The organism is Pseudomonas sp. ASL4 (assembly GCF_056680395.1).
The window spans coordinates 3,724,088-3,747,328 of the sequence record NZ_CM155280.1 but is presented as its reverse complement, the minus strand read 5'-3'; the positions used below and the strand labels follow the sequence as shown (position 1 = coordinate 3,747,328).

The window sequence follows — 23,241 nt, the reverse complement described above, 5'->3', positions numbered from 1 at the left end:
ACGTATAACAAAAAATAAAAACAACAAAGCAACAAGGGAGCGTCACTGTGAGCAAGCTCGTCCGTCATTCCTCCGTCTGCACCCCTCGCCCGACCTTCGTACGCCGCCACACCTTGAGCCTGATCGGTTGCGGCAGCCTGGCCCTAGCCTTGCCCATGACCAGCCATGCTGAAGGTTTCGTCGATGACGCCACGGCCTCGCTGAACCTGCGCAACGCCTACTTCAATCGCAACTTCACCAACCCGGCCTACCCCCAGGGCAAGGCTGAGGAGTGGACGCAAAGCTTTATCCTCGACGCCAAATCCGGCTTCACCCAAGGCACCGTCGGCTTCGGCCTGGATGTACTGGGTCTGTTCTCGGAAAAACTCGACGGTGGTAAAGGCACCGGCGGTACGCAATTGCTGCCGCTGGATCACGATGGCCGCCCGGCGGACAATTTCGGGCGCTTGGGCGTGGCGCTCAAAGCCAAGGTGTCGAAGACTGAAATGAAGGTCGGCGAATGGATGCCGGTGCTGCCGATCCTGCGCTCGGACGATGGCCGCTCCCTGCCGCAAACCTTCCGCGGTGGCCAGGTCACCTCCAGCGAGATCGAAGGCCTGAAGCTCTACGGCGGCCAGTTCCGCGCCAACAGCCCACGCAACGATTCGAGCATGAGCGACATGTCGATGAACGGCAAAGCGGCGTTCACTTCGGATCGCTTCAACTTCGGTGGCGGTGAATACACCTTCAACGACAAACGCACGATGGTCGGCGTCTGGTACTCGCAACTCAGCGACATTTATCAGCAGGAATTTTTCAACCTGAGTCACAGCCAGCCAATCGGCGACTGGACGCTGGGCGCCAACCTCGGGTACTTCACCGGTAAGGAAGACGGCAGTGCGCTGGCCGGCGAACTGGATAACAAAACCACCTTCGCCCTGCTCTCGGCCCGGTACGGCGGCAGCACGTTCTATGTCGGCCTACAAAAACTCACCGGCGACAGCGTCTGGATGCGCGTCAACGGCACCAGCGGCGGAACCCTGGCCAACGACAGTTACAACAACAGCTACGACAACGCTCAGGAACGCTCCTGGCAAGTGCGCCACGACTACAATTTCGTCGCCCTCGGCATTCCCGGCCTGACCATGATGAACCGCTACATCAGCGGCGATAACGTGCACACCGGAGCAATCACCGACGGTAAGGAATGGGGCCGCGAATCGGAACTGGCCTATACCGTGCAGAGCGGCACACTGAAAAACCTCAACGTCAAATGGCGCAACTCGAGCATTCGCAAGGACTTCAGCACCAACGAATTTGATGAGAACCGAATCTTCATCAGCTATCCGATTTCGTTGTTGTAAGGCGTACGTCTCATTTTTTCATGCCTGGCATAAACACTGTGGTGAGGGGGCTCGCCCCCGTTCGGCTGCGAAGCAGTCGCAAAATAAGGCTATTCGATTTGTCTGGCTGGGTACTGGGGCCGCTTCGCGACCCAACGGGGGCAAGCCCCCTCGCCACAGCAAGCTCCCTCGCCACAGGTTCAGTGTGTTCATGTGCACATGGGTAGACAGATGACCCTCCGTCAATTTCAACCGATGGCTCGTTGACAACAACCGGACAGGCTAACGATACTTCGACCAAGTCATACGACAACCTACAACAAACTCAACAACAATAACTACGTACCAGGGACTTCCATGACCACCACACCTACAGCCCCTTTCAATCGTCTGCTGCTGACCGGTGCCGCCGGTGGACTCGGTAAAGTTCTACGCGAGAGCCTGCGGCCCTATGCCAACGTGATTCGCCTGTCGGACATTGCCGACATCACCCCGGCCATCGATGACCGCGAAGAAGTCGTGCCTTGCGACCTCGCCGACAAACACGCCGTGCATCAACTGGTCGAAGGCGTGGACGCGATCCTGCACTTTGGCGGTGTATCGACAGAGCACGCGTTCGAGGAGATTCTCGGCGCCAACATCTGCGGCGTCTTCCACATCTACGAAGCGGCGCGCCGCCATGGCGTGAAGCGAGTCATTTTCGCCAGCTCCAACCACGTCATCGGTTTCTACAAGCAAGATGAGGTGATCGACGCCCACTCCCCTCGCCGCCCGGACAGCTACTATGGTTTGTCCAAGTCCTATGGCGAAGACATGGCCAGTTTCTACTTCGATCGCTATGGCATCGAGACCGTCAGCATCCGTATCGGCTCCTCGTTCGCGGAACCGCAAAACCGCCGGATGATGAGCACATGGCTGAGCTTCGGTGACCTGACTCAACTGATCGAACGTGCTCTGTACGCCCCGAACGTCGGCCACACCATCGTGTACGGCGTGTCCGATAACAAGAACGTCTGGTGGGACAACCGCTTTGCCACCGGCCTGGGATATGCGCCGCAGGACAGCTCCGAAGGGTTCCGCGAAAAAGTCGAAGCCCAACCGATGCCGGCCGCTGATGACCCGGCGATGGTTTACCAGGGTGGCGCGTTTGTCGCCTCCGGCCCGTTCGGCGACTGAGCCAACGTCCAAAGGAATGATTCGCCATGCAAGCCGAATTGATTGTCGATGCCCGTAACGCCGTTGGTGAAAGCCCGGTATGGGTCGCCGAAGAAAACGCCCTGTACTGGGTCGATATTCCCACCGGCGGCTTGCAGCGCTGGAGTGCCGACACCGGCCACGTCCATGCCTGGACCGCCCCCGAGATGCTCGCCTGCATTGCGCGGCACAGCGACGGCGGCTGGGTTGCCGGGATGGAAAGCGGGTTCTTTCATCTGCTCCCGCACAGCGATGGCAGCCTCGACAGCGAACTGCTGGCCCACGTCGATCACGCCCGTCCGGACATGCGCCTGAACGATGGTCGCTGCGATCGTCAGGGCCGTTTCTGGGCTGGCAGCATGGTGCTGAACATGGGCGCCAACGCGGCGGATGGCACGCTCTATCGCTACTCCACCGGCCAGCGCGGACCGCTCGAACCAAGGATCTCTGGCTTCATCGTCCCCAACGGCCTGGGTTTCAGCCCGGACGGCCGGACGATGTACCTGTCGGACTCCCACCCTTTGGCCCAGCAAATCTGGGCCTTTGACTACGACATCGACAGCGGCACGCCGAGCAATCGTCGGCTGTTTGTCGACATGAATCAGTACGCTGGTCGTCCCGACGGCGCGGCGGTCGATGCCGAAGGCTGCTACTGGATCTGCGCCAACGACGCCGGGTTGATTCACCGCTTTACGCCCGATGGTCGACTGGATCGTTCCCTCGCCGTGCCGGTGAAAAAACCGACGATGTGTGCCTTTGGTGGCAATCGACTGGACACACTGTTCGTGACTTCAATCCGCCCCGGTGACGACCATGATGAACAGTCATTGGCTGGCGGGGTGTTTGCGCTTGACCCCGGCGTGAAAGGTTTGCCCGAACCGATGTTCAAAGGCGACTGAATACCTGTGGCGAGTTGCTTTTTGTGGCGAGGGGGCTTGCCCCCGTTGGGTCGCGAGCGGCCCCCTGCATTCCCTTCAGGCAGATCGAGTTGCCTGGATTGACGACTGCTGCGCAGTCGAACGGGAGCAAGCTCCCTCGCCACAAAAACCGATTCATTGAGCCCTGGAACCTTCATGACACCGACGATTCTCGAACTCGAAGATAACCTCACCCGCCTTACCCTCGCCCCCGAGCTCGGCGCGAGCATTGTCAACTGGACGGTACGCAGCACTGGCCAACCACTGCTACGCCACAACGACAGCCATGCACTCAACACCGGCCTGCCCGGCAAACTCGGCTGTTACCCATTGGCCCCCTGGTCCAACCGCATCGCCGAAGGTGGTTTCGACTGCCCGGACGGGTGGCTGGCCCTGACGCCCAACAGCCTCACCGATCCCTTGCCGATCCACGGCAGCGCCTGGCAACAGTCGTGGCAAATCATCTCCCACACCCGCGATGAAGCCGTCCTGCAACTCGACAGCGCCACGCCATTCGCCTATCGCGCCCGGCAACGTTTCCAGTTGAGTGAAGGCAAGCTGAGCATCGAATTAACCGTCAGTCATTTGGCCGAAAGCGCCGCGTGGCATGGTCTCGGGTTGCACCCTTACTTTCCACGCACCGCCAGCACGCGGCTACAGGCAAGAGCCAAGCGCGTCTGGTTGTGCAACGAATCGAAACTGCCAACCCAACTCATCCCGTTACCCGCCGAATGGGATTTCCAGCAGCCCAAGGCCTTACCCGGAACGCTGGTGGACAACGGTTTCTGCGAATGGGATGGCCATTGCCTGATCCAGCAACCGGATCTGGGTTATGAGCTGGAATGCCAAGCCACCGGCAGCAATTACTACCTGCTGTACTGCCCGGTGGACCTGGGATTTTTCTGTGTCGAACCGGTGAGTCACCCGGTCAACGCACATCACTTGCCCGGTCGACCGGGGTTGGGGTTGCTGGAGCAAGGTGAGTCAACCGAACTCGGCTTCAGCCTGCAATACCGCGAACTCAGCTACCCCAGCAACTGACTCAACACCGCGCGCAACTTGCCGGGTTTTACCGGTTTATTCAGCAGCGGCGCGTCGAGCTGCTGCAAGGAGCGGCGGCACTGGTCGGTGCGATCGGCGGTGATGATCACCGCCGGAATCACCTGATCGAAATGCTCGCGCAAATGCCGCACCACGTCGCAGCCCACCACCCCGTGATCGAGGTGATAATCCGCCAGAATCAGTTCCGGCGCGCGCCCCTGCAACGCCGCTAGCGCAGAGAGCTCATCCGTGGCGATGACCACGTCGCAGCCCCATTGCCCGAGCAACGCGCTCATGCTTTCCAGAATGCTGATTTCATTGTCCAGTACCAGTAAGCGTCTGCCCGGCAATGGATTGCCGGTGCTCGGCTGCGGTGGGGCCAGGCTGATCGGTAAAGGCACCTCATGGGAGATTGGCACGTCGATGCTGAACACCGACCCGCGCCCCGGCCATGACCGCACCTGAATCCGGTAGCCGAGAATCTTCGCGATGCGCTCGACAATGGCCAGCCCCAGACCGACGCCTTTGCGGTCGGCAGCACGGCCGACGTCCAGTTGGTTGAACTCGAGGAAAATCGAGTCGAGCCGATCCGCCGCAATCCCGCGCCCGGTGTCCCAGACTTCCAGTCGCAGCATTTCACCCCGACGGCGAGCCCCGAGCAAGATGCAGCCCTCGTCGGTGTAACGGCAGGCGTTGCTGAGGAAGTTGCGCAAAATCCGCGTCATCAGACGCAGGTCGGTGTTGATCGCGAAATCACCCATGTGCACCCGCAGGTTTAACCCCGCCGCCTCGGCCACGGACTGGAACTCCGACACCAGCGGCGCGAGCAATTCGTCGAGGCGGTAAAGCGCGACGTCCGGTTTCACCGCGGCTTGATCAAGCCGGGAAATATCCAGCAAATCGGTGAGCAAATCCTCGGCCCCTTCCAGGGCCTGGTGAGTGCGTTCCACCAACACCTGTTCGACGTCGGGCAACTGACGCTCGCGCAAGGTCGAGATCAGCAGCCGCGCGGCGTTGAGCGGTTGCAGCAGGTCATGGCTGGCGGCGGCGAGGTATTTGTCCTTGCTGCGATTGGCGGCCTCGGCGGCGTCCCGGGCATCGCGCAAAGCCTGGGCGATCTGTTTACGCTGGGTGATTTGCTGTTGCAGGTTGCGGTTGGCTTCCAGCAACTCGTCGGTGCGGGCGGTGACTCGTTGTTCAAGCTCATCGTTGAGTTGTTGCAGACGTTGCTGGGCGAGTTTGCGTTCGGTGATGTCAGCGACAAAACCTTCCACCAGCCCTTCCTGATCAGGTTTGAGCAACAGGTTCATCAGCACGTCGAGGCTGCTGCCGTCCTTGCGTCGCAATTGGGTTTCATAGCCGTGCAGGCTGCGTTCGGTCTTGAGGATTTCGCCGATGCTGGCCAGCTCTTTGGCACCGCCGATAAACAGGTTGCTGGCCAGATCGGCCAGGGAGAACAGCACCTCTTGTGGATCGTCGTAGCCGAGCATCCGCGCCAGCGCCGGGTTGGCGGCGCGCATGCCTTCCAGCAGGCTGGCCTGGAAGATCCCGTGGACGGCGTTTTCGAACAGCCATTTGTAGCGATTGCGCTCGGCCTCCAGTTCATCCAGCCGCGCGGCGAGTTCCGGGTAATGACTCTTGCGCGCCGAGTGGCTGCCTAATCCCAGTAACCCCGCCAGCGCCCGTTGCTGTTCGTCAGAGGGCTTCGCCATAGACGACCTCGACATCACGCTGACTGGATTCGCGCGGGTTGGTCAGGATGCACGGGTCATGCATGGCGTGTTGCGACAGGAACGGAATGTCCGCCATGCTGACCCCATGCAGGCCGAGGGTCTCGTGGAAGCCGATCGCATGTTTCAACGCGATCAAATGCTCCACCAGGCGCCCGCAAATCTGCCGATGATTCAAGCCCCGGCAATCGATGCCGAAGGTCTCGGCGATCACCTTGAAACGCTCCGGTGCCGAGCTGTAGTTGAACGCCACCACATGTTCCACCAGCACCGCGTTGCACAAGCCGTGGGGCAAGTCGAGAAAGCCACCGAGGCTGTGGGACATTGCATGTACGGCGCCAAGAATCGCGTTGGAAAACGCCAAGCCGGCCTGCATGCTGCCGAGCATGATTTTCTCGCGCAGGGCAATGTCCGTCGGGTTGGCGATCATTTGCACCAGGTTACCGTTGATCAGGCGCATCGCTTCGAGGGCGTGAGGGTCGGTCAGCGGGCCGTGGCCGGTAGAAACGAAGGCTTCGATGGCATGCACCAACGCGTCGATGCCGGTACAGGCCGACAGGAACGGGTCCATGCTCAGGGTGGTTTCCGGGTCGATCAGCGACACGTCCGGCACCGCGGCCTTGCTGACGATGGAGAACTTCATGCGTTCTTGCTGGTTGGAAATGATCACGAATTGCGAGACGTCCGCCGAGGTGCCGGCTGTGGTCGGGATCAAGATTAGCGGCGGGCTGGGCACGCGAATGGTGTCCACACCCTCGAACTCAAGGATGCTGCGCCCGTGGGCCACGACAATGCCGATGCCTTTGCCGCAGTCCATCGGGCTGCCGCCACCGATAGCGACGATCACATCGCAGTGGTTTTCCTTGTACAACTCGGCGCCGAGCATGACTTCTTCGACCCGCGGGTTGGGCGAGACATCGCTATATAAAAAATAATCGATGCCCTGGGCTTGCAGGCTGGCCTCGACATCGGCGACCCAACCGGCGGCAATCACCCCTGGATCGCTGACCACCAGCACCTTGCGGGCGCCGAAGGTCTTGGCGTAGTTGCCGACGTTGTGCCGGCAACCGGCACCAAAAATGATTTCAGGCGAAACGAATTTACGCAGTTGACTGAGACTCTGGCTCATTGGAAAGCCTGTTTTTATTGTTTTGGAAGGTAGAACCCACACTAAAGCATCCGGCTGCGAATGCAATCAGACCAATGGGTAGCAGGCAGACCTTGAACTCACCGCAAATCCCCTGTGGGAGCGGGCTTGCTCGCGAAGGCGTCGTGTCAGTCGATATCCATGTTGCCTGAAACACCGCTTTCGCGAGCGAGCCCGCTCCCACAGGGGGATTTGTGGTGCCTGGTTCATCCGCGATAGATCAGCCGCGAAGCCTTCTCATTGCGCAGCGTCAGGTGTTCCATCCCCTGCCCCGGCGCGTCGGCTTCTTCGCGGGCCTGGAGGATCACCCCGTGGTGCGGCGACTTGCTGCACACCGGGTCGGCATTTTCGGCATCGCCGGTGAGCATGAATGCCTGGCAGCGACAGCCACCGAGGTCTTTGTGTTTTTCATCGCAGGAGCGGCACGGTTCCTTCATCCAGTCGTCGCCGCGAAAGCGGTTGAAACCGAAAGAATCGGTCCAGATGTGTTCGATGCTGTGCTCGCGCACGTTGGGAAACTGCACTGGCAACTGCCGGGCGCTATGGCACGGCAACGCGGTGCCGTCCGGGGTGATGTCGAGAAACAGGTTGGCCCAGCCGTTCATGCAGGTTTTCGGGCGCTCTTCGTAGTAGTCCGGGGTGACGAAAATCAACTTGCACGGGTGGCCCTGAGCCTCAAGCCGTTCGCGGTATTCATTGGTAACGCGCTCAGCGCGCTGCAATTGCTCGCGGGTCGGCAACAGACCGACGCGGTTGAGTTCGGCCCAACCATAGAACTGACAGGTGGCCAGTTCGACAAAATCCGCCTCCAGTTCCAGGCATAAGTCGATGATGCGGTCGATGCGGTCGATGTTGTGCCGGTGAGTGACGAAGTTCAGCACCATCGGGTAGCCCTGGGCTTTCACGGCGCGAGCCATGGCGAGTTTCTGGGCGAAGGCCTTGCGTGAGCCGGCGAGCATGTTGTTCACCGCTTCATCGGCAGCCTGAAAGCTGATCTGAATATGGTCGAGCCCGGCGATCTTGAAGTCACGGACCTTCTGCTCGGTCAGGCCAATGCCGGAGGTGATCAGGTTGGTGTAGTAGCCCATGTCCCGCGCGGCTTTGATCAGCTCGGCCAGGTCCTGGCGCACCAAAGGTTCGCCACCGGAAAACCCCAGTTGCGCGGCGCCCATGTCCCGAGCCTCGCGGAATACGCGAATCCATTCTTCGGTGCTCAGTTCCTCACCTTGCTGGGCAAAGTCCAGCGGATTGGAGCAATACGGACATTGCAGCGGGCAGCGATAGGTCAGCTCCGCCAACAGCCACAGCGGCGGGCCGGGCGGCTGATGAATCAGGCTCACAGGGCAATCCCCCGGTGCCAGACGTTTTCGGTGGTGACGGTGTGATACGGCGGCCGTTCCAGTTCGTAGGCCATGCTCATCGCATCGAGCATGCTCCACAGTACGTCGAGCTTGAATTGGAGGATTTCCAGCATCCGTTGCTGACCGTCGACGGTGACGTAATGGGCCAGGGTGATGCGCAAACCGTGCTCGACATCGCGCCGCGCCTGGCTCAGCCGGGTGCGGAAATAATCGTAGCCGCCAGCGTCGATCCATGGGTAATGGGTCGGCCAGGCGTCGAGTCGGGATTGGTGGATCTGCGGGGCAAACAGTTCGGTCAGGGAACTGCTGGCTGCTTCCTGCCAGCAGGCGCGACGGGCGAAATTGACGTAGGCGTCCACGGCAAACCGTACGCCCGGGAGCACCAACTCTTGAGAGAGGATTTGTTCGCGGTCCAGCCCCACGGCTTCGCCCAGCCGCAGCCAGGCTTCGATCCCGCCTTCGCTGCCGGGCACGCCGTCGTGGTCGAGAATCCGTTGCAGCCACTCCCGACGCACGTCGCGGTCCGGGCAGTTGGCGAGGATCGCGGCGTCCTTGAGCGGGATGTTGACCTGGTAGTAGAAGCGATTGGCGACCCAGCCTTGAATCTGCTCGCGGCTGGCACGGCCGGCGTACATGGCTTGGTGGAAGGGGTGATGGATGTGGTAATAGGCGCCTTTGGCGCGCAGGGCGGCTTCGAATTCGCTGGGGGACATTGGGGTGTTGGTCATTGCGATTCTCCGGATTTCGCGGTGTCTGGGCTGGCCTCATCGCGAGCAAGCTCGCTCCCACATTGGATCTGCTGCGCACACAAGCCCCCTGTGGGAGCGAGCTTGCTCGCGATGAGGCCGCCCGCTACAGCTCAATACTCATGCCGTCATAAGCCACTTCCACCCCACGCCGCTCCAGCAACGCCCGCTCCGCGGAATTTGCATCGAGGATCGGATTGGTGTTGTTAATGTGGATCAGCACCTTGCGCTGGCGGGTGAACCCTTCAAGGATTTCAAGCATCCCGCCAGCACCGCTTTGCGGCAGATGCCCCATTTCACTGCCCAGGCTCTGCCCGACTTCGCACACGCGCATCTCGTCGTCGCGCCACAACGTGCCGTCCAGCAGCAGGCAATCGGCGCGCTGCATCCAGCTCAGCACTTCGTCATCGACCTGGCCCAGGCCCGGCGCATAGAACACCGAGGCGCCAGTACGCAAGTCTTCGATAAACAGGCCGATGGTGTCGCCCGGCTGCGGGTTGCCGCGATTGGGCGAGTACGGCGGTGCGTTACTGACCAAGGGAATCGCGCGAAATTGCAGGTGTTCGCAGGCAGCGATGCTGAACGGCTCGCGCGCCAGTTCGATGGGTTGCCATTGCAAGCCGCCGTTCCAGTGCTTGAGCATGGTGAACAGGGGGAAACCGCTGCTCAAATCCTCATGAACCCGTTCGGTGCACCAGACCGAGTGCGGGCACCCTTCGCGCAGGCTCAACAAGCCGGTGCAATGGTCGATCTGGCTGTCCAGCAGGATGACCCCGGCAATGGCGGTGTCGCGTAATTGACGCGCCGGTTGCAACGCCGGGAAACTCTCCAGTTGCGCACGAATATCCGGGGAAGAATTGCACAGCACCCAATCCACGCCGTTGTCGCTCACGGCGATCGACGATTGCGTGCGCCGCTGCGCGCGCAGGCTGCCGTTGCGCACACCCGTGCACTGGCGACAGTTGCAGTTCCATTGCGGGAAGCCGCCACCAGCGGCGGAACCGAGAACGCGGATGTGCATGAGCAATGCTCCAGAAGGCAGGCCCGGCCAACGCGTCGGCTGGCCGGGTGATCAATCAACGGTTGGCGAAATACATCGTCACTTCGAAGCCAATACGCAGATCGGTAAACGCGGGTTTAGTCCACATGGGTCAATCCTCTTCTTGTGCCGGGCAATTCCGGTAAAGCCATTAATGCACGGGGCGCCTGGCGTCCGAATGCTACTTTCGAAGGAGGTGGCGGCGTGCGTTGGTAGGGGGTGGTGCACAGTTTTCAAGTACACATAAAACCCAATGTGGGAGCGAGCTTTTGTGGCGAGGGGGCTTGCCTCCGTTGGGGCGCGAAGCGGCCCCGTCTATCCCAATAAGGAATGGGGACTGCTGCGCAGTCCAACGGGGGCAAGCCCCCTCGCCACAAAAGCTCGCTCCCACGGGGTTTGTGGTGTGCTTGTGGGTTAGAAGAACCCCAACGGATTGATGTCGTAGCTCACCAGCAGGTTTTTGGTTTGCTGATAGTGATCAAGCATCATCTTGTGGTTTTCACGGCCGACCCCGGACTTCTTGTAGCCACCGAACGCGGCGTGGGCCGGGTACAGGTGATAGCAGTTGGTCCAGACACGCCCGGCCTTGATCGCCCGGCCCATGCGGTAGGCGCGGTTGATGTCGCGAGTCCACAGGCCGGCGCCGAGGCCGAATTCGCTGTCGTTGGCAATCGCCAGGGCTTCAGCTTCGTCCTTGAAGGTGGTGACGCCCACTACCGGGCCGAAGATTTCTTCCTGGAACACGCGCATTTTGTTGTGGCCCTTGAGCAGGGTCGGCTGGATGTAATAACCCGTCGACAAGTCGCCCTCCAGTCGCTCGGCCGCGCCACCGATCAGCAGCTCGGCGCCCTCCTCCTGGGCAATTTTCAGGTACGAGAGAATCTTGTCGTATTGCTGCTCGGACGCCTGGGCGCCGACCATGGTTTCGGTGTCCAGCGGGTTGCCGCGCTTGATCTTGACGATCTTCTTCATCACCTCGGCCATGAACGGCTCGTAGATCGATTCCTGCACCAGCGCCCGGGACGGGCAGGTGCAGACTTCGCCTTGGTTGAAGAACGCCAGCACCAGGCCTTCAGCGGCTTTCTCGATGAACTGTGGCTCGGCGTTCATGATGTCTTCGAAGAAGATGTTCGGCGATTTGCCGCCCAGTTCAACGGTGCTTGGGATGATGTTCTCGGCGGCGCAATGCATGATGTGCGCGCCCACCGGGGTGGAACCGGTAAACGCAATCTTGGCGATGCGCTTGCTGGTGGCCAGCGCCTCACCGGCTTCGCGACCGAAACCTTGGACGATGTTCAGCACACCGGGTGGCAGCAAGTCGGCGATCAGCTCGGCGAAGACCATGATCGACAGCGGCGTTTGCTCGGCGGGTTTGAGCACCACGCAGTTGCCGGCAGCCAGGGCCGGGGCGAGTTTCCACGCGGCCATCAGCAGCGGGAAGTTCCACGGGATGATCTGCCCGACCACGCCCAGCGGCTCGTGGAAGTGATAGGCGGTGGTCAGTTCGTTGATTTCGGCGGCGCCACCTTCTTGCGCACGGATGCAGCCGGCGAAATAGCGGAAATGGTCAGCGGCCAGCGGCACGTCGGCATTGAGGGTTTCGCGCACGGCTTTGCCGTTGTCCCAGGATTCGGTGACAGCGAGGATTTCGAGGTTTTGTTCGATGCGGTCAGCGATTTTCAGCAGCACCAGGGAGCGGTCCTGCGCCGAGGTTTTACCCCAGGCATCGGCAGCCGCGTGGGCGGCGTCGAGGGCCTTGTCGATGTCGGCAGCGCTGGAGCGCGGGAACTCGGCGATCACTTCGCCGTTGACCGGCGAGGTGTTGGTGAAGTACTCGCCATTGACCGGCGGGACGAACTCGCCGCCGATGAAATTGCCGTAGCGCGGTTTGAAGGAAACGACGGCGCCGGGTGTGCCAGGTTGTGCGTAGATCATGGTGGGCCTCTGTCTGGGTCGATGCCTGTCAAGCCAACAGGCGATGAACCGATAGTAGAGAGCCCCGCGTGCCGGGCGAATGCGCCGTTGGCAGGGGGGATCTCGTTATTTGGTCGTAGGTTTGCCCATTGGTTGGGTGAACCCTGTGGCGAGGGGGCTTGCCCCCGTTCGGCTGCGAAGCAGTCGCAAACTCTGGCAATTCGACGGGTCTGAAAAATGCCAAGGGCCGCTTCGCGACCAAACGGGGGCGAGCCCCCTCGCCACAAAAGCCCGCTCCCACAGGGGTCTGTGGTGGACTGGGTTTTAGTGCTTGGCCACGACCAAGTCTTTCGGCAACTTGAAGGTCCAGAGCATGCCGCCCTGGTTGAAGTCCTTGATACGCTTGGCCACTTCGCCGCCCCACAGCGGAACAGCACCGCCCCAACCGGACAGCACCGAGACGTACTGTTCGCCGTCCATTTCCCAGGTCACAGGTGAGCCGAGCACGCCGGAGCCGGTCTGGAATTCCCAGACCTTCTCGCCGGTCTTGGCGTTGAACGCTTGCAGGAAACCTTCCGGCGTGCCGGTGAATACCAGGTTGCCCTTGGTGGTCAGCACCCCGCCCCACAGCGGCGCGTAGTTCGTGTGGCGCCAGACTTCTTTACCGGTAACCGGATCGATGGCGCGCAGCACGCCGATGTAGTCTTCGTTCAACGGTTTGATGGTGAAACCGGCGCCAAGGAACGCCGCGCCTTTCTTGTAGGCGATGCCTTCGTTCCAGATGTCCATGCCCCACTCGTTGGACGGCACGTAGAACAGCTTGGTGTCCTTGTTATAGGCCATCGGCATCCAGTTTTTCGCGCCGAGGAATGCCGGGGCGACGAAGACTGAACTGCCTTTGGCTTCGGCACCCGGTGCGCCAGGACGGCTGGCTTCGTTGTAGATCGGCCGGCCATCCTTATCCAGGCCGCTGGCCCAGGTGATCTTGTCCACGAACGGGAAGCCGCGGATGAACTTGCCGTTGGTGCGGTCCAGCACATAGAAGAAACCGTTACGGTCAGCGGTGGCGGCGGCTTTGATTTCTTTGCCGCCCTCGGTGTAGTTGAACGAGATCAACTCGTTGACGCCGTCATAGTCCCAACCGTCGTGGGGCGTGCTCTGGAAGTGCCATTTGATCGTGCCGTCATCCGGGTTCAGCGCCAGGCGCGACGACGAGTAGAGGTTGTCGCCAGGACGCAGGTGCGAGTTCCACGGCGCCGGGTTGCCGGTGCCGAATAGCAGCAGATTGGTTTCCGGGTCGTAGTAACCGCCGAGCCAAGGCGCGGCGCCGCCGGTTTTCCACAGATCGCCGGGCCAGGTCTTTCCGGCTTCGCCACCGGAGATGCCGTTCTCGATCGCTTTGCCGTCCTTGTAGACGTAACCCATGTGGCCTTCAACGGTCGGGCGGACCCACAGCAAGTCACCGTTTTTTGGGTCGTAAGCCGAGATCTTGCCGACTACCCCGAACTCGCCACCGGCCACGCCGGTGATCAGTTTGCCGTTGATCACCAGCGGCGCGGCGCTGATCGAATAGCCTTCCTTGTGGTCGGCCACCTGCTTGCTCCACACCACTTTGCCGGTGTCTTTGTTCAGGGCCACAAGTTTGGCGTCGAGGGTGCCGAAGAACACCAGGTCGCCGTACAGCGCCACGCCGCGGTTGATCACGTCGCAGCACGGGCGGATGTCATCGGGCAGGCGCGCGTCGTATTGCCAGAGTTTTTTGCCGGTGCGTGCATCCACCGCGAACACCCGCGAGTAAGAGCCGGTCATGTACATCACGCCGTCCTTGATCATCGGCTGCGCTTGCTGACCGCGCTGTTTTTCACCGCCGAAGGAGAAGGCCCAGACCGGCCGCAACTCCTTGACATTGTCGACGTTGAGGGTGTCCAGCGGACTGTAGCGCTGACCCTGGACGCCCAGACCGTTGGTGACGATCTGCTCCGGGTTTTTGGGGTCCTGGAGGATGTCCTGGTCAGTGACGGCGGCCAATACCGAGCCGGACAACAGCATGGCACTGAGCAGCACACTCAAGACGAAGGGTTGGCGACGTGCGGGTTGGGTCATGACGGCTACCTCTGCAGTTTTTATTATGCCCGGGGGATTTTCCCGGTCTGATGCAGATTCTTGGGCGCCGCCGCCCTTCCAACAATTGCCCGCAATGCTGAGATTGCTAGTCCCTTAGTACCGGGTCGGAGGGGATGCACCTCGGATTTTGTGATCAACACAACTCCAATGTGGTGTTCACTTGTCCGCGTTCGAATCGACGCGGGGCATTTGCGCGCGCTCATAGCCCGGGTACAAATGGCTGACGCTGCGGATCAGTTCGTAGCGGCTCAGGCTGATGCCGGCAAAACGCTCGGGGATGGGGCTGCGGATCATCTCGGACATGTCGCTGCCATTGGCGGCGCCGTCACGCAGCAATTGGTCGAGCCAGGTCAGGTAATCGCGCATCTGCTCGAACGGCTGTTGATCGGTGGCCACCGGGCCGTGGCCGGGCACGATCAGCGTCCAGGGCAGGCCTTGCAGAGTGGCGATGTCCGCCAGCCACACCGCCAGTCCCGGACTGTTCGGCGTGGTCAGCGCCCGCTGATAAAACACCAGGTCCCCGGCAAACAGCACGCCGGTTTGCTGGTCGAGAATAGCCAGATCCGCGCCGGTATGCCCACCCAGGCCTAGCAGACGCAAATCGTGGTTCCCAAAACTTCGCACGCCGGGGGTCAGCGTCTCGGTCGGCAACACCACTTCGGTGCCGCGCATCCAGTCGCCGACCAAGCGGTACATGTTCTCGGCCATGGCATCGCCCTGCTGATGCAGCAGTTCGGTGGTGCCGGCCAAAGCACCGATCGGCACATCAGTGAATGCCTGATTGCCCAACGCATGATCGGGGTGATGGTGGGTCAACAGCACTTCAATCACCGGTTTATCAGTGACCGCGGCAATCGCTTTGCGCATGGCTTCGCCGTAGAGTTTCGACGGCCCGGTGTCGATCACCACCACCCCGCGCTCGGTGACGATAAACCCGGTGTTGACGATGTTGCCACCGTTGGCCTTGGCGAAATTGTCGGTGCTGCCTTCCAGCAGCCAGGTGTCTTCGGCGATCAGTCGGGGCTTGAGCGAGTATTCAAGCTCCGCCAGCGCCGGCAGGCTCAAACCGATGAACAACAGCAGGATCCAGCGCATCACGCGCTCCTTGGGTCAGGGGACGGCCGCATCAAATTGATTGCCGCTGTTATCGCGCAGCAACAGGCGCGTCTGCCCTGCCCCTTCAATGTCAAAGGCCAGATTGGGGTTTTCGCTGACGGCGGGAAACAGCTCCAGCGTGGCCAGCAACTGATCGTTCTGATCCCGCAGTTCGGCGTGGTTGATGAAGAACTCCGGGATACCGCTGACCATGCCGTTGTCCATCGGGTGCGCCACCCGCAAGCGCACGCGGCTGAATTCGCCACGGGGATAACGCCCGCCGAGTACTTCGCCGATGTGTTCTTCCCAACCCGGCTGGGTGCGCACCACACTTGGTGCCGTGCAACCACCGCCCGCCGCATCGATCAGGGTCGATCCGACGTGCCAGAGGCCGTCGCGGGTCAGCACCGCCGCGCGCAACGGCGTGGCCTGTTCGATGCGGATACGGATCGATAGCCACGGCAGCACCCGGTCCAGCGGTTGAAAATCAACGATTTTCGGCAAGGGGTTGAGTTCGGCCCAGGCGAGGATCTTCACCACCTCGCCCTTGAACGCCCGAGCGTCAATTTCCAGCGGCACCTGGCGGGCGTCTTCGGCGAAGGGCGGCGCCAGCAGCTTGACCCGCTCGTCGAATACGAACGGTGCATCGCCGAGCATTTGCTTGTGATAGAACGCCCACATCACCGACGGCACCGGGTCTTTACCCGGATCGATGTCCACCGCATGGGCGGCCAGGGGTAACCAACAGGCCAACAGGCAACTCACTCGCCAGTTCACTATTGATACATCTCCGGCACTTCGTATTGCAGGCCGTAACTGGCATAAATGGCTTGCACCGAGCCCTCGCGGATCAAGCTTTCCAGCGCCTCCTCCACGGCATACGACAATTGACGGTTACTTTCATGCACCGCCATGCCGATCTCCCAGCGTTGCTTGCCCATGTTCGGGTAGGCGTTTTGCGCCAGCGCCACTTGCGGGTCGTTGGCTTCGTGAACCTGCCAGTCAATTTCGCCACGCATGGCCATCACCGCATCGACCTCACCGGCCTTCATCGCCGCAAAGGCCTGGGGAACGCCGGGATAGTGGTGAGTCTTGGCGGCGAGCATGCCGCTGAACACCGAGGTAAGGTAGAACGACGGCACGCTGTCGACTTCGACGCCAATCGGGTGCTGCTCGAACACCGCGACGCTGCCCACCGAATCCAGCCGACGGCGGTCATAGGCGACTTGCCATTGTTCGTTCTGATAGGGGCCGAACATCACCACATGATCGTTTTCCAGCTCACCGAGCTCGTTGCGTTTCTGTGAGTAATCGCGGTCATAAGGCACACGCATCATCAGGTCGGCCAGTTGCTGATTGTGCAACTGGCTGCTGCGCCAGATGTAATCGCGCAAGTCGTCGTCGAGCTTCTCCCCGGCGGGTGCCCAGATCAGCTTCAACTTCACCCCCAGTGCTTTGGCCAGGGCTTGCGCGAGCTCGACATCCACCCCTCGCGGCTGGCCGGCGTCTTCAAAACTGTAGGGGGCGAAGTCCTTGTAGACCGCGACTTTCAGTTCTCCAGCCGCGATCATTTGGTCATAGGTACGGACCTGCGCCTGCGCCACCTGGCAGCACAGCAACACAGTACTGATCAACACAGCGAGCAGGCGCATGGGTTACTCCTCGGAGTGCACGCTGTCCAGGTAGGTACGCACCGCCCACAAGGCTTCCTGACTCAGGTAATCGGCCATTTTCGGCATGTAGACCCGGCCATCACGCACCGCGCCGTTACGCACCCGCTGGACGAACCATTCATCACCGGCGTCGCCGACATCAAGCAGACGCAAATCCGGGGCGATGCCGCCAGACTTGGCTTCCAGGCCATGACAGGCCGCGCAGTTCTGGTTGTAGGCCGAAGAACCGATTTCCAGCGCCTTATCGTGCTGCGGGGAGTTACGGTACGGATTCACCGCCGCCCAGCCATCGGCATCGACTGGTACGCCAGCATCCTTGATCGGGGTCAGGCCCGGGGTTTCCACCGCTTGCGGTACCACGTTGCCGTGGGCCCAGACAGGACCTGCGCTGATAAAACCGGCCAGCAGTCCGGCAACAAGCAAGGCGTTGAGTTTTGTTGTCATTGTTATGCCCTCAGGGTTGCACGCAAAACCTCTTGGCAGAGGCTATGGCACCCATCTTAGGAATCCCGTCGCGCCAGCCCCATGCTGCTTTGGTGGTCGCCGTCTAATCCCTTGGTAGTAGGGCCAGTGGCGCACCGCCGCAGAGATTTACGACCTTGGTACTGGCTCTCCGATACTTTCTGCATATTTCCTCGACCCCGCAGGGTTCCTATGCTGGCGCTACTTGTAATGGAGTGCCCTATGCGCCAGCTTGCCCCTTACGCCTTGATCTACCTGCTGGCGATTGCCTGCGCCGCCGGGCTGGCGACCCAGAGTCAAGCCGCCGATGCGCCGTTGCAGGTGCAGATCGGCTACCTGGGTTATCGCCCCGATCCGGGGCCGCTGCTGTCCAATGTCATTCCCGAACCCACCGATGCCGGGCTGCGCGGCGCCGAACTGGCGATCACCGACAGCAACAGCACCGGGCATTTTCTCAATCACAGCTACAGCCTGGTCAGCGCCAGCGTCGACACTGCGGATGCGCTGATCGAAGCGGCCAAGGCCCAACACGAACAAGGCCTGCGTCTGTTTGTGGTGAATGCGCCGGTGGAAACCCTGCGCCGACTCAGCGCCGTGTTGCCCGACAGCTTGTTGTTCAACGCCGGCAGCCCGGATGACAGTTTGCGCACCACCGACTGCTTGCCGAACGTGCTGCACAGCCTGCCGAGCCGGGCGATGCTCGCCGATGCTTTGGCGCAATTTCTGGTGGTGCGCAAATGGCAACGAGCGCTGTTGATCGTCGGCCCGACCGCGGACGATCAAGCCTACGCCGCCGCCCTGCGCCGCGCCGCCAAACGCTTCGGCTTGAAACTGGTGGCGGAAAAAGCCTGGAGTTTCGACAACGATCAACGCCGCAGCGCCCAGGCCGACATGCCGCTGTTCACCCAGACCGCCGAGTACGACGTGGTGCTGGTGGCGGACGAACGCGGCGACTTTGGCGAATACGTGCCTTACCAGACCTGGTATCCACGCCCGGTCGCCGGCACCCAAGGCCTGACCCCGGTGGGCTGGCACAAAACCGTGGAAACCTACGGCGCCGCCCAGTTGCAGAAACGCTTCGAAGCCTTGGCCGGACGCTGGATGAATGACCGGGATTTCGCCGCGTGGATGGCCGTGCGCAGCATCGCCAGTGCGGTGACCAAACTGCGCCAGGCCGACCCGATGGCCATCCGGGCACTTGAGATCAGCGATCAATTGCCGCTGGACGGTTTCAAGGGTCGCAAGCTCAGTTATCGGTCGTGGAACGGTCAGTTGCGCCAGCCGATCCCGATCGTCCAGCCCCGGGCGCTGGTCAGCACCTCGCCCCAGGACGGCTTCCTGCACCCGTTCAACGAAATGGACAGCCTGGGCTACGACAAGCCCGAAGTGACCTGCCGCTTTCCCTGATTTTTCTTCCACGACAACCACAATAAAAAGGAATCCACCATGCGCCGTACCCTGCTCTCATGCGCCCTGCTGCTTGCCGCCGGGCACGCCGTGGCCAGCACCGCCTGGGTCTCCAACGAAAAGGACAACACGCTAAGCCTGATCGACATGCAGACCCTGCAAGTCACCGACACCTTGCCCGTCGGCCAGCGCCCGCGCGGTCTGTTGCTGTCCCACGACAGCAAGCTGTTGTACATCTGCGCCAGCGACTCGGACCGGGTCCAGGTGATGGACGTGGCCACGCGCAAGATCATCAAGGAGCTGCCGTCCGGCAAAGACCCTGAGCAATTCGCCCTGCACCCGAATAACCGTTGGCTGTACGTTTCCAACGAGGACGATGCGCTGGTGACGGTGATCGACACCGAAACCTCCAAGGTGCTGAGCCAGATCAACGTCGGCGTCGAGCCCGAAGGCATGGCGGTCAGCCCGGATGGCAAGTGGGCGGTGAACACCAGCGAAACCACCAACATGCTGCACTGGATCGACACCAGCACCCAGACCCTGGCCGACAGCACGTTGGTGGATCAGCGGCCACGGTTCGTCGAGTTCAACCACGACGGTACGCAGCTCTGGGCCTCAGCGGAAATCGGCGGCACGGTGACGATTCTTGACGTGGCGACCCGCAAGATCCTCAAGACCGTGAACTTCCAGATCAAGGGTGTGCACCCGGACAAGGTCCAGCCAGTCGGCATCAAGCTCAGCGCCGATGGCAAGTACGGGTTCGTCGCCCTCGGCCCGGCCAACCATGTGGCGGTGGTCGATGCCAAGACCTTTGAAGTGCTCGATTACCTGCTGGTGGGCCGACGCGTCTGGCAGATGTCATTCACCCCGGATCAGAAGCAATTGCTCGCCACCAACGGCGTCAGCGGTGATGTGTCGGTGATCGATGTCGACAGCCTCAAGGTCAGCAAATCGATCAAGGTCGGGCGCTATCCGTGGGGCGTGGTGGTCACGCCATGAACGCACTGGACGTCAGCGAGCTGAGCTTTGCTTATGGGGCGAAAGAGGCGTTGCGCCAGGTGAGTTTCAGCCTGGCGCCGGGTCGTTTTGCGGCGTTGCTGGGGCCGAACGGTGCAGGCAAATCGACGCTGATTGCCCTGCTGACCCGGCTCTACGATTTGCAGCGCGGGGACATCCGGGTTGGCGGCTGTTCGTTGCGCGATACACCGCGCCCGGCACTCAAGCAATTGGGCGTGGTGTTTCAACAAAGCACCTTGGACCTGGACCTTAGCGTCGAGCAGAACTTGCGTTATCACGCCGCGCTGCACGGCATGTCCCGGCGCCAGACGAGCCTGCGGGTCGAAGCCGAACTGGCGCGCCAGGCGCTGACCGAACGCCGTCGCGAAAAAGTGCGCGAACTCAATGGCGGCCATCGACGGCGGGTGGAAATCGCCCGAGCGTTGCTGCACGAGCCGCGCCTGTTACTGCTGGATGAAGCCAGCGTCGGTCTCGACCCGGCCAGTCGCCTGGCACTCAATCAACACATCCGCAGCCTGTGCCGCGAGCAAGGCATCAGCGTGCTTTGGACCACTCACCTGCTTGACGAAGTGCAGGCCAGCGACGACTTGTTGATCCTTCATCAAGGTCGGCTGGTGGCCAGCGGTCAAGCCGACGTCCTGAGCCTGGAACACGGTGGAGATCTAGGTTCAGCCTTCACTCGACTGACGACATCAGGAGCCGCCCGATGAATGCTTACTGGCAGTGTTTCAACGGCATCGTATTGCGCGAATGGCTGCGCTTTGTGTTGCAGCGCACGCGGTTTCTCAGTGCGCTGGTGCGGCCACTATTGTGGCTGCTGGTGTTCGCCGCAGGGTTTCGCGCGGCGCTGGGCATTGCGATCATCGAGCCCTACGACACCTACATTCCGTATGAGGTCTACATCATTCCGGGGCTGGCCTGCATGATCCTGCTGTTCAATGGCATGCAAGGTTCACTGTCGATGGTTTACGACCGGGAGATGGGCAGCATGCGCGTGCTGCTGACCAGTCCCCTGCCCCGGACTTTTTTGCTGTGCAGCAAACTGCTGGCGACGTCGCTGATTTCGCTGTTGCAGGTGTATGCCTTTTTGGCGATTGCCTGGGTGTACGGCGTGCAACCTCCGGCCCTGGGCCTGGTGATCGCGTTGCCGGCGTTGTTGCTGGTGGCGTTGATGCTCAGCGCGTTGGGGCTGTTGCTGTCGAATGCGATCCGCCAGTTGGAGAACTTTGCCGGGGTGATGAATTTCGTGATCTTCCCGCTGTTCTTCCTGTCGTCGGCGCTGTATCCGCTGTGGAAAATGCGCGAGTCCAGTGAATGGTTGTATTGGCTGTGTGCCTTGAATCCATTCACCCATTCGGTGGAATTGGTGCGATTTGCCCTGTATGAACGCTTCAACCCGTTGGCGCTGGCGGTGTGCGTGGGGTTGACGCTGGTGTTCGTGCTGCTCGCGGTACTCACCTTCAACCCGCAACACGCGGCCCTGCGCAAATCCAACTAACAACACAAATCCCCCTGTGGGAGCGGGCTTGCTCGCGAAAGAGTCAGTTCAGTCGACAAAAATGTTGCCTGACACACCGCCTTCGTCGGAACGCCGCCCGGAGCAAGCCCGCTCCCACAAGGGATCTCCGTCAACGGGACAAAATTACTACTTTAGTACTGCTTTACCTGTCTATCGTCGCATTCCAATCGCACGAGGACTGGCATGTAATGGGTTCATAACGATAAGGATTGAACCCCCATGCCGCGTGCCCGACGTCGTCTGCTGCGCCCTTGCCTCACGGCCCTGTCCCTCAGCCTGCTGCTGAGTACCGCGCACGCCGACACCCCGCTATTCTCCGCCGACGGCTATCGCATTGGCTTATACCGCAGCCCGACACCGAATCAGTTGCAAGGCGCGACCATCATCGACACGCCGGCCCTACAAATCCTGCTCAGTCAAACCCCGCGTCCGGTGCTGATCGACGTCTACCGTCGCCAATGGCTGCAAGGGCGTTTCATCGAAGATCAGCCTCACGAAAACCTGCCCGGCAGCCACTGGCTGGCCAATACCGGTGACGGCGACCTGACACCTGACTGGCAGGCCTGGTTTGCGCGTAATCTGGACAAATTCACCGACGGCGATGCGCAGCAACCGCTGGTCTTCTACTGCCGCGCCGATTGCTGGTTGAGCTGGAACGCGGTAAAACGCGCCGCCGCCATGGGCTATAAGTCTGTGTATTGGTATCGCGATGGCCTGGATGCCTGGCAAGCGACGAACCTGCCCGTTGCGGCCGCCCAGCCCGAGCCCTTTCCCTGACTGAACACTTGCACGTTGTTGCCCCACCCAAAAACACAATAATGAGGTGAAAGGCTATGTACAAAATTCTGATTGCCGACGATCACCCGCTGTTTCGCGAAGCCATTCATAACGTCATCAGCGACGGTTTCCCCGGCAGCGAAGTGATGGAAACGGCCGACCTGGACAGCGCCCTGTTGCTGACCCGGGAACACGACGACCTGGACTTGATCCTGCTGGACTTGAACATGCCCGGCATGCACGGCCTCAACGGCCTGATCAACCTGCGCAACGAGGCGCCGACCATTCCGGTGGTGATCGTCTCGGCCGAGCAGGACAAGCAGATCGTGCTACAAGCCATCACCTACGGCGCGGTGGGGTTCATCACCAAATCTTCACCACGGTTGCAGATGACCGAGGCCATTCAGCAGATTCTCAACGGCAATGTGTATTTGCCGCCAGACATCATCCGCACGCAAAAACCCGGCACCCACCGGCGGATGAACGACAACCCGAGCTTTGCGCCGGAACTGCTCCAGGCCCTGACCCGCAAGCAGTTGCTGGTGCTTGAACGCATGACCAAGGGCGAGTCGAACAAGCAGATTGCCTACACTCTGGAAATCGCCGAAACCACAGTCAAGGCCCACGTCTCGGCGATCCTGCGCAAACTCAATGTGCACAACCGGGTGCAGGCGATATTGAGTGCCGGGGATATTGATTTTGGGTCTTATCTGCGGCGCTGAAGCCCCTGTGGCGAGGGGGCTTGCCCCCGTTCGG

The 23,241-nt window shown here is 61.1% G+C and carries 22 protein-coding genes; 10 read left to right on the top strand and 12 right to left on the bottom strand.

Translation table 11 applies throughout. From position 1 onward, the window contains the following. The first annotated feature begins 47 nt into the window (after window positions 1-47). From AC1MEW_RS16955 to AC1MEW_RS16940, 4 genes are all read left to right on the top strand, one after another. Window positions 48-1,343 carry an OprD family porin gene (locus AC1MEW_RS16955; protein WP_322268821.1) on the top strand — a complete coding sequence of 432 codons (1,296 nt, stop codon included), beginning with the start codon at window positions 48-50 and terminating at the stop codon, window positions 1,341-1,343. Window positions 1,344-1,679: 336 nt separating this feature from the next. Continuing rightward, on the top strand, window positions 1,680-2,498 hold the full coding sequence (locus AC1MEW_RS16950; RefSeq protein ID WP_480422956.1) for an NAD-dependent epimerase/dehydratase family protein: 819 nt from the start codon (window positions 1,680-1,682) through the stop codon (window positions 2,496-2,498). Window positions 2,499-2,524: 26 nt separating this feature from the next. After that, a complete protein-coding gene (locus tag AC1MEW_RS16945) occupies window positions 2,525-3,415 on the top strand; it encodes an SMP-30/gluconolactonase/LRE family protein (RefSeq protein ID WP_322268823.1) in 891 nt (296 codons plus the stop codon). A gap of 174 nt (window positions 3,416-3,589) precedes the next feature. Then, window positions 3,590-4,474, top strand: a complete 885-nt coding sequence (locus AC1MEW_RS16940) for an aldose 1-epimerase (RefSeq protein WP_480422953.1) — start codon at window positions 3,590-3,592, stop codon at window positions 4,472-4,474. Here the strand turns inward: AC1MEW_RS16940 and AC1MEW_RS16935 are convergent. The 12 genes from AC1MEW_RS16935 to pedF all read right to left on the bottom strand — a co-directional run bounded on the left by AC1MEW_RS16935 (window position 4,459) and on the right by pedF (window position 17,747). Next, window positions 4,459-6,186, bottom strand: a complete 1,728-nt coding sequence (locus AC1MEW_RS16935) for a PAS domain-containing hybrid sensor histidine kinase/response regulator (protein ID WP_480427158.1) — start codon at window positions 6,184-6,186, stop codon at window positions 4,459-4,461. The two genes, AC1MEW_RS16940 and AC1MEW_RS16935, sit on opposite strands and share 16 nt — an antisense overlap. After that, a complete protein-coding gene (gene ercA / locus AC1MEW_RS16930) occupies window positions 6,170-7,333 on the bottom strand; it encodes an alcohol dehydrogenase-like regulatory protein ErcA (protein ID WP_323570534.1) in 1,164 nt (387 codons plus the stop codon). Before ercA ends, AC1MEW_RS16935 begins: the two co-directional genes overlap by 17 nt. A 224-nt stretch (window positions 7,334-7,557) precedes the next feature. Then, entirely contained in the window at window positions 7,558-8,691 is a 1,134-nt protein-coding gene (gene pqqE, locus AC1MEW_RS16925) for a pyrroloquinoline quinone biosynthesis protein PqqE (protein ID WP_322268826.1), read from the bottom strand. After that, window positions 8,688-9,440, bottom strand: a complete 753-nt coding sequence (gene pqqC / locus AC1MEW_RS16920; protein WP_322268827.1) for a pyrroloquinoline-quinone synthase PqqC — start codon at window positions 9,438-9,440, stop codon at window positions 8,688-8,690. Before pqqC ends, pqqE begins: the two co-directional genes overlap by 4 nt. Window positions 9,441-9,564: 124 nt before the next feature. Further along, window positions 9,565-10,479 (bottom strand): pyrroloquinoline quinone biosynthesis protein PqqB, encoded by a 915-nt coding sequence (gene pqqB, locus AC1MEW_RS16915; RefSeq protein ID WP_480427152.1) that lies wholly within the window; start codon window positions 10,477-10,479, stop codon window positions 9,565-9,567. Window positions 10,480-10,534: 55 nt separating this feature from the next. Then, window positions 10,535-10,606: a pyrroloquinoline quinone precursor peptide PqqA gene (gene pqqA, locus AC1MEW_RS16910; RefSeq protein WP_003253598.1), complete on the bottom strand. Its 72-nt coding sequence runs from the start codon at window positions 10,604-10,606 to the stop codon at window positions 10,535-10,537. A gap of 305 nt (window positions 10,607-10,911) precedes the next feature. Then, window positions 10,912-12,432 (bottom strand): acetaldehyde dehydrogenase ExaC, encoded by a 1,521-nt coding sequence (gene exaC, locus AC1MEW_RS16905; RefSeq protein ID WP_480427149.1) that lies wholly within the window; start codon window positions 12,430-12,432, stop codon window positions 10,912-10,914. A 303-nt stretch (window positions 12,433-12,735) separates the two neighbouring features. Next, on the bottom strand, window positions 12,736-14,514 hold the full coding sequence (locus AC1MEW_RS16900; protein ID WP_201256077.1) for a PQQ-dependent methanol/ethanol family dehydrogenase: 1,779 nt from the start codon (window positions 14,512-14,514) through the stop codon (window positions 12,736-12,738). A 177-nt stretch (window positions 14,515-14,691) separates the two neighbouring features. Next, on the bottom strand, window positions 14,692-15,630 hold the full coding sequence (locus AC1MEW_RS16895; RefSeq protein WP_480427147.1) for a quinoprotein relay system zinc metallohydrolase 1: 939 nt from the start codon (window positions 15,628-15,630) through the stop codon (window positions 14,692-14,694). Between the two features lie 15 nt (window positions 15,631-15,645). Further along, window positions 15,646-16,407, bottom strand: coding sequence for a quinoprotein dehydrogenase-associated SoxYZ-like carrier (locus AC1MEW_RS16890; protein ID WP_322268830.1), 762 nt, complete (start codon window positions 16,405-16,407; stop codon window positions 15,646-15,648). Further along, the gene (locus AC1MEW_RS16885) at window positions 16,407-17,282 is read right to left on the bottom strand and encodes a substrate-binding periplasmic protein (RefSeq protein WP_480427145.1); all 876 of its coding nucleotides are present in this window, start codon (window positions 17,280-17,282) and stop codon (window positions 16,407-16,409) included. Before AC1MEW_RS16885 ends, AC1MEW_RS16890 begins: the two co-directional genes overlap by 1 nt. Before the next feature lie 3 nt (window positions 17,283-17,285). After that, a complete protein-coding gene (gene pedF / locus AC1MEW_RS16880; protein ID WP_201256073.1) occupies window positions 17,286-17,747 on the bottom strand; it encodes a cytochrome c-550 PedF in 462 nt (153 codons plus the stop codon). A 240-nt stretch (window positions 17,748-17,987) separates the two neighbouring features. Between pedF and AC1MEW_RS16875 the strand changes: the two genes are divergently transcribed. The 6 genes from AC1MEW_RS16875 to AC1MEW_RS16850 all read left to right on the top strand — a co-directional run bounded on the left by AC1MEW_RS16875 (window position 17,988) and on the right by AC1MEW_RS16850 (window position 23,207). After that, window positions 17,988-19,172, top strand: a complete 1,185-nt coding sequence (locus AC1MEW_RS16875) for an ABC transporter substrate-binding protein (RefSeq protein WP_201256072.1) — start codon at window positions 17,988-17,990, stop codon at window positions 19,170-19,172. 39 nt (window positions 19,173-19,211) lie between these two features. Continuing rightward, window positions 19,212-20,171: a YVTN family beta-propeller repeat protein gene (locus AC1MEW_RS16870; protein WP_322268831.1), complete on the top strand. Its 960-nt coding sequence runs from the start codon at window positions 19,212-19,214 to the stop codon at window positions 20,169-20,171. Beyond that, entirely contained in the window at window positions 20,168-20,899 is a 732-nt protein-coding gene (locus tag AC1MEW_RS16865) for an ABC transporter ATP-binding protein (protein WP_480427141.1), read from the top strand. Before AC1MEW_RS16870 ends, AC1MEW_RS16865 begins: the two co-directional genes overlap by 4 nt. Further along, complete coding sequence (locus tag AC1MEW_RS16860) at window positions 20,896-21,687, top strand: ABC transporter permease (protein WP_480427139.1); 792 nt, start codon at window positions 20,896-20,898, stop codon at window positions 21,685-21,687. Before AC1MEW_RS16865 ends, AC1MEW_RS16860 begins: the two co-directional genes overlap by 4 nt. Window positions 21,688-21,927: 240 nt before the next feature. Further along, window positions 21,928-22,485 (top strand): PQQ-dependent catabolism-associated CXXCW motif protein, encoded by a 558-nt coding sequence (locus tag AC1MEW_RS16855; protein ID WP_480427137.1) that lies wholly within the window; start codon window positions 21,928-21,930, stop codon window positions 22,483-22,485. 56 nt (window positions 22,486-22,541) lie between these two features. Further along, window positions 22,542-23,207, top strand: a complete 666-nt coding sequence (locus AC1MEW_RS16850) for a response regulator transcription factor (RefSeq protein ID WP_201256067.1) — start codon at window positions 22,542-22,544, stop codon at window positions 23,205-23,207. Window positions 23,208-23,241: the final 34 nt, after the last annotated feature.

Coding starts and splice junctions, on each gene's coding strand:
- pqqC (WP_322268827.1), bottom strand. CDS start 9,440: ATGACCAACACCCCAATGTCCCCCAGCGAATTCGAAGCCGCCCTGCGC.
- ercA (WP_323570534.1), bottom strand. CDS start 7,333: ATGAGCCAGAGTCTCAGTCAACTGCGTAAATTCGTTTCGCCTGAAATC.
- AC1MEW_RS16870 (WP_322268831.1), top strand. CDS start 19,212: ATGCGCCGTACCCTGCTCTCATGCGCCCTGCTGCTTGCCGCCGGGCAC.
- pedF (WP_201256073.1), bottom strand. CDS start 17,747: ATGACAACAAAACTCAACGCCTTGCTTGTTGCCGGACTGCTGGCCGGT.
- AC1MEW_RS16940 (WP_480422953.1), top strand. CDS start 3,590: ATGACACCGACGATTCTCGAACTCGAAGATAACCTCACCCGCCTTACC.
- AC1MEW_RS16860 (WP_480427139.1), top strand. CDS start 20,896: ATGAATGCTTACTGGCAGTGTTTCAACGGCATCGTATTGCGCGAATGG.
- AC1MEW_RS16855 (WP_480427137.1), top strand. CDS start 21,928: ATGCCGCGTGCCCGACGTCGTCTGCTGCGCCCTTGCCTCACGGCCCTG.
- AC1MEW_RS16900 (WP_201256077.1), bottom strand. CDS start 14,514: ATGACCCAACCCGCACGTCGCCAACCCTTCGTCTTGAGTGTGCTGCTC.
- AC1MEW_RS16945 (WP_322268823.1), top strand. CDS start 2,525: ATGCAAGCCGAATTGATTGTCGATGCCCGTAACGCCGTTGGTGAAAGC.
- AC1MEW_RS16950 (WP_480422956.1), top strand. CDS start 1,680: ATGACCACCACACCTACAGCCCCTTTCAATCGTCTGCTGCTGACCGGT.
- AC1MEW_RS16935 (WP_480427158.1), bottom strand. CDS start 6,186: ATGGCGAAGCCCTCTGACGAACAGCAACGGGCGCTGGCGGGGTTACTG.
- AC1MEW_RS16850 (WP_201256067.1), top strand. CDS start 22,542: ATGTACAAAATTCTGATTGCCGACGATCACCCGCTGTTTCGCGAAGCC.
- AC1MEW_RS16875 (WP_201256072.1), top strand. CDS start 17,988: ATGCGCCAGCTTGCCCCTTACGCCTTGATCTACCTGCTGGCGATTGCC.
- exaC (WP_480427149.1), bottom strand. CDS start 12,432: ATGATCTACGCACAACCTGGCACACCCGGCGCCGTCGTTTCCTTCAAA.
- AC1MEW_RS16885 (WP_480427145.1), bottom strand. CDS start 17,282: ATGCGCCTGCTCGCTGTGTTGATCAGTACTGTGTTGCTGTGCTGCCAG.
- pqqB (WP_480427152.1), bottom strand. CDS start 10,479: ATGCACATCCGCGTTCTCGGTTCCGCCGCTGGTGGCGGCTTCCCGCAA.
- AC1MEW_RS16865 (WP_480427141.1), top strand. CDS start 20,168: ATGAACGCACTGGACGTCAGCGAGCTGAGCTTTGCTTATGGGGCGAAA.
- AC1MEW_RS16895 (WP_480427147.1), bottom strand. CDS start 15,630: ATGCGCTGGATCCTGCTGTTGTTCATCGGTTTGAGCCTGCCGGCGCTG.